Here is an 8455-nt window from a genome sequence, read left to right on the forward strand (position 1 = left end):
GAACCCAACAAAACGGAACGGAGCGTAACGTTTGGCTACAACCGCCATTCGCAAGCCTGCATCACCAGAACATCAGCACTCCTAAGCCGCTTCCCGCGCCGAGATCGCCTTGTGCAGATGTACCATCATGGCGGCGGCGAACAGCGGCGTCAAAAGGTTGAGCAGCGGCACTGCGAGGAAGGCAGCGACAACCAGCCCGGCGAGGAACACCGTGACGGCATGTTTTTTGCGCAAAGCCCGGGCGTCGGCCTCCGGGCGAAAGCGCATCGCGGCGAATTCGAAGAATTCACGTCCCAGCAGATAGCCGTTGACGATGAAGAAGGCGGCGATGTTGATGCCCGGCACCAGCAGAAGCAGCAAGGCCAAAAGGTTGCCGACGATGACGACGCCAAAGAATTTGATCGCCAGCACCAGCGAGCGCAGTGCCGGCATCGCGCGGCCGGGTAGGTCATTGGGATAGTCGGTGCGCTCGACCAGTTCGGCGGCGGCGTCGAGGAACAGGCCGGCGATGATCGCCGTCACCGGCGCGATCAGCAGGGCTAGACCGAAGGCAAGGGCGATGGCGGCGATGATGCCGCCCAACCAGCCGGCCCAGGACGGCAGGCCGGGTATCAGGGACTCCAACCACGGCAAGGCCAGCCACTCGACAAGGCTCGTCAACCCGAACCACAAGGCCACCAGCGCCAGCAAGGTGAGCCCCAGCGTCTTGATGAAAACCGAGCGGAATTCGGGCGAGAACAGCCGGCTCAGGGCGGCGCGGGCGGCGTCGAGTATCATCGCGTTTCAAACCCATATGCAACGCGCCCGTTTTGGGCAGGACGCCCCCCGAGATAGGAAAGGGAAATCATCAGCGCAACTGCTGCTGATAACGCAAGTTACCGCGCAAACACCGGCTTGCGGACAGGAATGGTCATCGCAGCCACGCCGGCGACAACAAGGGCCATTCCCCACCACGCCGTCGGGCCAAGGCTCTCGCCGAGGAATACGGCCCCGATACCGACGCCGATCGGCACGCGCAGATAGGCCTGCGAGGTGGTGCCGACGGAGCCCAGCGTATGGATGAGGCGGAAATAAATGCAGAAGGCCAGCGCAGTTGAAAAAACCGAAAGTCCGAGCAGAGCAAGGATCGAGGCCGTTGATGGCGCCAACGCCCAAGGGCGGTCGAACACAAGGCTGAGGGGGACGAGTATCGCGGCGCCGCAAAGCATCGAACCGGCGGCTGGAATCATCGGATCGAGGCCCTTGAAGCCGCGACCGAAAATGGCGGCACCTGCGTAGCAGACCGTCGCCGCGACGACGGCAAGCTGCGCCCACAACTGGTGACCAAGGCCGCCAAGCGCCTGGGTGCCGACGATGAGGCATATTCCAGCTATTCCCGCACCGACGCCGAACAGTTTGCGCATGGTCACTGGTTCGTGGCGCGTGATGAGCGCGGTCAGCAAGAAGGTGAAGATTGGGGACGTCGCATTCAGGATCGTGGCCAGGCCGGCGTCTAGCGAGCGCTCGGCCGAGGCTATCAACGTGAACGGCACAACGCTGTTGAGGCATGCCTGGAACGCGAACCGACGCCAGCTGGCGGTATCGCGCGGCAGGGTCAGGCCACGCCAGCGGATGAGGGCGAGAAGAATTCCACCCGCAATCAACGTTCGGGCTGCGATCAGCGTTACCGGCGGGATCGTCTCGACGCCGATCTTGATGAAGGTATAGGAAGCACCCCACAGCACCGCGAGCGCAATGAGGAGCGCCAGCTCGGTCTTCATGTCGGTTTTTGCAGGCATGGCGGGTTCGCAACCTTCGGGGGAACATTGATCGACGACGCCATCCTTGTAAGCGAGGCACGAAAGAAATGCTTCGATCATTATCCAACCGTGATTGTTGGCTAGGCAAAGCCGCATCAAATCGCTAGACCCGCCCGCGGCCGGCATGCCAGAAAGCCGGTGGTTTTTCGCGGAGACATGATTGATGCCGAACTATGACGTGCTTTGTATCGGTAATGCCATTGTCGACATCATCGCCCAGTGCGACGAGGCATTCCTTGAGACGAACGGCATCATCAAGGGCGCGATGAATTTGATCGATACGAGGCGCGCCGAGCTGCTCTACAGCCGCATGGGCCCGGCCATCGAAGCCTCCGGCGGCAGCGCCGGCAACACGGCGGCGGGCGTCGCCAGCTTCGGCGGTCGCGCCGCCTTCTTCGGCAAGGTCTCGAACGACACGCTCGGCGAAATCTACGCCCATGACATGCACGCGCAGGGCGTCGCCTTCGACACCAGGCCGCTCAAAGGCGAACCGCCAACGGCGCGCTCGATGATCTTCGTCACGCCGGACGGCGAGCGCTCGATGAACACCTATCTCGGCGCTTGCGTCGAGCTCGGTCCTGAGGATGTCGAAGCGGACAAGGCGTCTGGCGCCGCCGTCACCTATTTCGAGGGATATCTGTGGGACCCGCCGCGCGCCAAGGAAGCGTTCCGGCAGACGGCGAAGCTCGCCCATGCAGCCGGGCGCGAAGTGTCGATGACATTGTCGGATTCGTTCTGCGTCGACCGCTACCGCGACGAGTTTCTGGAGCTGATGCGCTCGGGCACCGTCGACATCGTCTTTGCCAACAGCCACGAGATCAAGTCGCTCTACCAGACCGCCTCCTTCGACGAGGCGCTGGCCCAGATCCGCAAGGATTGCAAGATCGCCGCCGTCACCCGCTCCGAAAAGGGCTCGGTTATCGTGCGCGGCGACGAGACGGTCACCATCAATGCGACGGAAATCCGCGAGCTGGTCGACACCACCGGCGCCGGCGACCTCTATGCCGCCGGCTTCCTCTACGGCTACACGCAAGGCCGCAGCCTGAAGCATTGCGGCGATCTCGGCTCGCTGGCGGCCGGGCTGGTGATCCAGCAGATCGGGCCAAGGCCGCGGCAGAATTTACGCCACGAGGCTGAGCAGGCAGGCCTGATTTAGGAAGAGGCGCTCGCTCCTCAGGCCCCCGCCGTATATGCGGCAATCGCCGCCATGTTGACGATGTCGCTGTCCTTGGCGTTGAGCGAGACGATCTGAACCGGCTTGTCCAGGCCGACCAGCAGCGGGCCGATAACGGTCGAGCCGCCGAGCTCCTGCAGCATCTTGGTCGAGATCGAGGCCGAGTGAAAGGCCGGCATGATCAGCACATTGGCCGGGCCGGTCAGCCGGATGAACGGGTATTGCGCCATGGCGCGTGCGCTGAGCGCCACGTCGGCTGCCATCTCGCCGTCATATTCGAAATCGACGCGCCGCTTGTCGAGGATGCGCACCGCTTCCTGGATGCGTTCGGAGCGCTCGCCCTGCGGATGGCCGAAGGTGGAATAGGCAAGCATGGCCAGCCGCGGCTCATAACCCATGCGGCGGGCAAAGCCGGCGGCCTCCTCGGCGATGTCGGCGATCTGTTCGGCATTCGGCATATCGTGCACGGCGGTGTCGGCGACAATCACGGTTCGGCCCCGCGCCAGCACGATCGAGGCGCCGATGACACGGTGGCCGGGCTTGGCGTCGATGATGCGGCGGATGTCGTCGAGCGCCGTCGAGTAGTTGCGGGTGACGCCGGTGACGATGCCATCGGCATCGCCCAGCGCCACCATGCAAGCGGCGAAATGGTTGCGGTCATTGTTGATCAGGCGCTGGCAGTCGCGAAACAGAAAACCCTTGCGCTGCATGCGCTCGTACAGATAGTCGGTGTAGACGCCGTTGCGGCGCGACAGCCTGGCATTGATGATCTCGATGCCTTGCTTGTTCAGTTCGATGCCGGCGTTCCTGGCGTTCTCCTTGATGATGTCGTCGCGGCCGAGCAGGATGGCGGTGCCGAGCCGCTGGTTCACATAGGAGACGGCAGCGCGCATCACCTGCTCCTCCTCGCCCTCGGCGAAAACGATGCGCTTGGGCTGGCGGCGCACACGGTCGTAGATGCGCTGCAGGGTCGAGGCGATCGGATCGCGGCGGGCGGACAGCTCCTGCGCGTAGCGGTCGAGGTCGAGGATCGGCTTGCGCGCGACGCCGGATTCCATCGCGGCCTTGGCAACCGCGATCGGAATGGCCGAGATCAGGCGCGGGTCGAACGGCACCGGGATGATGTAGTTGGGGCCGAACTTCGGCCGCATGCCCTGGTAGGCGGCAGCGACGTCGTCGGGCACATCCTGGCGCGCCAGTTCGGCGAGCGCACGCGCCGCGGCGATCTTCATGTCGTCATTGATGGTGGTCGCCCGCACGTCCAGCGCGCCGCGGAAGATGTAAGGGAAGCCGAGCACGTTGTTGACCTGGTTCGGATAGTCCGAACGCCCGGTGGCCATGATGGCATCGGCGCGGATTTCGGCGACTTCCTCCGGCGTGATCTCCGGATCGGGGTTGGCCATGGCGAAGATGATCGGCTTCTCGGCCATGGACTGCACCATCTTGGTGGTCAGCGCGCCCTTGGCTGAGAGGCCGAGGAACACGTCGGCACCGTCGAGCGCCTCGGCCAGCGAGCGTGCGTCGGTCTTGACGGCATGCGCCGACTTCCACTGGTTCATGCCTTCGGTGCGGCCCTGGAAGACGACGCCTTTGGTGTCGCACAGGATGATGTTTTCGGGCGCAAAGCCCATCGCCTTCATCAGCTCGATGCAGGCGACGCCGGCGGCACCGGCGCCATTGCAGACCATTTTGGTGGTCTTCATGTCGCGGCCGGTGATTTCCAGCGCGTTGATCAGGCCGGCCGCCGAAATGATGGCGGTGCCGTGCTGGTCGTCATGAAAGACCGGTATGTCCATAAGTTCGCGCAGCCGCTGCTCGATGATGAAGCACTCCGGCGCCTTGATGTCTTCCAGATTGATACCGCCGAAGGACGGCCCAAGGAAACGCACGCAATTGATGAACTCTTCGGCATCCTCGGTGTCGACCTCGAGATCGATGGAATCGACATCGGCGAAGCGCTTGAACAGCACCGCCTTGCCTTCCATCACCGGCTTGGCGGCCAGCGCGCCGAGATTGCCGAGGCCGAGGATGGCGGTGCCGTTTGAGATGACGGCGACCATGTTGCCGCGCGCCGTGTAGTCGAAGGCACGGCTGGGATCCTCGGCAATGGCAAGCACCGGAACCGCGACGCCCGGCGAATAGGCGAGGCTGAGGTCGCGCTGGGTGGCCATCGGCTTGGTGGCGACGATCTCCAGCTTGCCCGGGCGGCCCATGGCGTGGAATTCCAGCGCCTCCTGCGCACTGACGGAGGGGCCGTTGCTTTCGGTTTTCTTGGCCATGATGCTTTCGATTTCCTCACCCGTGCAGCACCTCGTTGAGACGGGCGCGATGCTTTCTTTTGTGGAACGTTCGGGATTAAGGCTACACTTCGCCGCTGTAAACCGCCAAGCAGATGGCTTGGCAAATTTTGGAAGCAACTTCTTGAACGACGAAACGCCCATTCGCAGCGACAGCGCTACGCCGGCCTTTGCGCCGGCAACGCCGATGATGGAGCAGTATATCGAGATCAAGGCGGCGAACAGGGATTCGCTGCTGTTCTACCGCATGGGCGATTTCTACGAGCTGTTCTTCGACGACGCCGAGAAGGCGAGCCGGGCGCTCGGCATCGTCCTGACCAAGCGTGGCAAGCACCAGGGCCTCGACATCCCGATGTGCGGCGTGCCGGTGCATGCCGCCGACGATTATCTGCAGAAGCTGATTGGACAAGGGTTCCGCGTCGCCGTCTGCGAGCAGATCGAGGATCCGGCAGAGGCGAAGAAACGCGGTGGCAAATCGGTGGTGCGCCGCGACGTGGTGCGGCTGGTAACGCCCGGCACCATCACCGAGGACAAATTGCTGGCGCCGTCGGAATCGAGTTTCTTGATGGCACTTGGCCGGGTCAAGGGCGGAGCCGAACAAAGAAGCGGGGATCGCGGCAGCGCGACAGGGAACCAAGGAAGTTTTGCGCTGGCCTGGATCGAGATCTCGACCGGCGCCTTTCGCGTTGCCGAGACCAGCGCCGACCGGCTGCTCGCCGATGTCTTTCGCGTCGACCCACGCGAGCTGATCGTCGCCGAACCGGTGTTTTACGATCCGGAGCTGAAACCGGTGTTCGATGTGCTCGGCCGCATCGCCAGTCCGCAGCCGCCGAGTCTGTTCGATTCGGCGTCGGCCGCGGGCCGCATCGCCCGTTTCTTCGAGGTGGCGACGCCGGACAGTTTCGGCACGTTTTCCCGCGCCGAGCTGTCGGCGATCTCAGGCGCCATCGCCTATGTCGAGAAGACGCAGAAGGCCGAGCGGCCGCCGCTGTCGCGGCCCGAGCGCGAGGAGCAGGGTTCGACGCTGTTCATCGATCCGGCGACACGCGCCAATCTGGAACTGCTGCGCACGCTGTCCGGCAGCCGCGAGGGCTCGCTGTTCAAGGCGATCGACCGCACGGTGACCGGCGGCGGCGCGCGGCTGCTCGCCGACCGGCTGATGGCGCCGCTGACCGATCCGGCGGCAATTGGCGCAAGGCTGGATTCGGTGTCGTTCTTCCGGTCCGAGATACGGCTGTGCCAGGCGGTGCGGGCGAGCCTGAAGAGCGTCGCCGACATGCCACGCGCGCTGTCGCGGCTGGCGCTCAACCGCGGTGGCCCGCGCGATCTCGGCGCGCTGCGTGCCGGGTTCGAGGCCGCCGGCGCTATTGCCGAACTGTTTGGGGCGACCGCCCTGTCGCCAGAATTGGCGGCGGCGCTGGCGGCGATCGAGGCGCTGCCGCGCCCGCTGGCCGAGCATCTGACACGGGCGCTCGCCGACGAGCTGCCGCTGCTCAAGCGCGACGGCGGCTTCGTCCGTTCCAGCTACAACGCCGAGCTCGACGAGATGCGGGCGCTGCGCGATGAATCGCGCAAGGTGATCGCCGGGCTGGAGCGCTCGCTGATCGACGAAACCGGCATCCGCTCGCTGAAAATCCGGCACAACAATGTGCTTGGCTACTACATCGAAGTCACCGCCAACAACCATGCGATCATGACGAGCAGCGACGGGGCGAAGGCGCGCTTCATCCATCGCCAGACCATGGCCAACGCCATGCGCTTCACCACGACCGAACTGGCCGAGCTGGAATCGAAGATCGCCAATGCCGCCGACCGGGCGCTGGCGATCGAGCTTGCCGCCTTCGACAGGCTGACGGCGGAAGCCGTCGGCGAGGCGCACAAGATCCGCGCCGGCGCCGAAGCACTCGCCGTGCTCGACGTGTCGGCGGCACTGGCGCTGCTTTCCGAAAGCGAGGCATGGTGCCGACCCATCGTGGACGCGAGCCTCGCCTTCGCCATTTCGGGCGGACGGCATCCGGTGGTGGAACAGTCGCTGCGGCGTTCGGGCGAAGGACCGTTCGTCGCCAATGATTGCGATCTGTCGCCGGAAGGCAATGCCAAAAACGGCGCGATCTGGCTGCTGACCGGCCCGAATATGGGCGGCAAATCGACCTTCCTCAGGCAGAACGCGCTGATCGCCATCCTCGCCCAGACCGGCTCCTTCGTGCCGGCGGCATCAGCCCATATCGGCGTCGTCGACCGGCTGTTTTCACGTGTCGGCGCCTCCGACGACCTGGCGCGCGGCCGTTCGACCTTCATGGTCGAGATGGTCGAAACGGCGGCGATCCTCAACCAGGCCGGCGAACGCGCGCTGGTGATCCTCGACGAGATCGGCCGCGGCACCGCCACCTTCGACGGCCTGTCGATCGCCTGGGCGGCGGTCGAGTATCTGCACGAAAAAAACCGCTGCCGGGCGATCTTCGCCACCCATTTCCACGAAATGACTGCGCTGGCCAGCAAGCTCGCTCGACTGCACAATGTCACCATGCGGGTCAAGGAATGGGAAGGCGACGTGGTCTTCCTGCACGAGGTCGGCAAGGGTGCCGCCGACCGCTCCTACGGCGTGCAGGTGGCGCGTCTGGCCGGCTTGCCGGAGGCGGTGGTCGGGCGGGCCAGGGAAGTGCTGCACCAACTGGAAGCTGGCGAGGTTTCGGGCAAGGCCAACCGGCTGGTCGACGATCTGCCGCTGTTTTCGGTGGCGGTGAGGCGGGAAGCATCGAGCCCGACAAAGAGCGATGGACTGAGCGCGGCGCTCGGGGAGATCAACCCCGACGAGATGACGCCGCGGGAGGCGCTGGAGGCGCTTTACCGGCTGAAGGGGATGGCGGGGAAGTAGTCAGGCTTCGTACGATGGCGCTCTACGGCGCCCCCCTCTGTCCTGCCCTCTTTGCCACCACTTGACATCTCCCCCACAGGTAGGGAGATCGGCTATCATCATCGCTTTCGCCAATCTCCATGCAGTCTGCGAAGCTGCCGATCTCCCCCAAAGTGTCCCCAAAGTGGGGGAGATGTCCGGCAGGACAGAGGGGGCGCGAAGGAACGCGACTTTAATCATATGCCAATCACTATTTCCCCGCTCCCATCCCTCAAATCATCTGCAGGCCCTGCTTGCGCCTCGGCGGCGGGAAGGCGCGGTCGATTTCGGT

The 8455-nt window shown here is 64.4% G+C and carries 5 protein-coding genes; 2 read left to right on the forward strand and 3 right to left on the reverse strand.

The window, feature by feature from the left end; all coding sequences use genetic code 11:
- Positions 1 to 81: 81 nt before the first annotated feature.
- Entirely contained in the window at positions 82 to 777 is a 696-nt protein-coding gene (locus AC0L2A_RS31855) for a sulfate transporter family protein (protein ID WP_473612178.1), read from the reverse strand.
- Positions 778 to 875: 98 nt separating this feature from the next.
- On the reverse strand, positions 876 to 1778 hold the full coding sequence (locus AC0L2A_RS31860; protein ID WP_031257008.1) for a DMT family transporter: 903 nt from the start codon (positions 1776 to 1778) through the stop codon (positions 876 to 878).
- Positions 1779 to 1962: 184 nt separating this feature from the next.
- On the opposite strand from AC0L2A_RS31860, the gene AC0L2A_RS31865 reads away from it, so the two are divergent.
- Positions 1963 to 2955, forward strand: a complete 993-nt coding sequence (locus AC0L2A_RS31865; protein ID WP_473490612.1) for an adenosine kinase — start codon at positions 1963 to 1965, stop codon at positions 2953 to 2955.
- 17 nt (positions 2956 to 2972) lie between these two features.
- Here AC0L2A_RS31865 and AC0L2A_RS31870 read toward each other — a convergent pair whose 3' ends face one another.
- Positions 2973 to 5252, reverse strand: coding sequence for an NADP-dependent malic enzyme (locus AC0L2A_RS31870; RefSeq protein WP_236379257.1), 2280 nt, complete (start codon positions 5250 to 5252; stop codon positions 2973 to 2975).
- A gap of 142 nt (positions 5253 to 5394) precedes the next feature.
- Here AC0L2A_RS31870 and mutS point away from each other — a divergent pair, with 142 nt between their 5' ends.
- Entirely contained in the window at positions 5395 to 8145 is a 2751-nt protein-coding gene (gene mutS / locus AC0L2A_RS31875; protein ID WP_473612179.1) for a DNA mismatch repair protein MutS, read from the forward strand.
- The last annotated feature ends 310 nt before the right edge of the window (positions 8146 to 8455 follow it).

This window comes from Mesorhizobium sp. WSM4844 (assembly GCF_055811775.1).

Bases quoted from the DNA above. Each gene is read 5' to 3' on its own strand.
- AC0L2A_RS31860 (WP_031257008.1), bottom strand. From the start codon at position 1,778: ATGCCTGCAAAAACCGACATGAAGACCGAGCTGGCGCTCCTCATTGCG.
- AC0L2A_RS31870 (WP_236379257.1), bottom strand. From the start codon at position 5,252: ATGGCCAAGAAAACCGAAAGCAACGGCCCCTCCGTCAGTGCGCAGGAG.
- AC0L2A_RS31865 (WP_473490612.1), top strand. From the start codon at position 1,963: ATGCCGAACTATGACGTGCTTTGTATCGGTAATGCCATTGTCGACATC.
- AC0L2A_RS31855 (WP_473612178.1), bottom strand. From the start codon at position 777: ATGATACTCGACGCCGCCCGCGCCGCCCTGAGCCGGCTGTTCTCGCCC.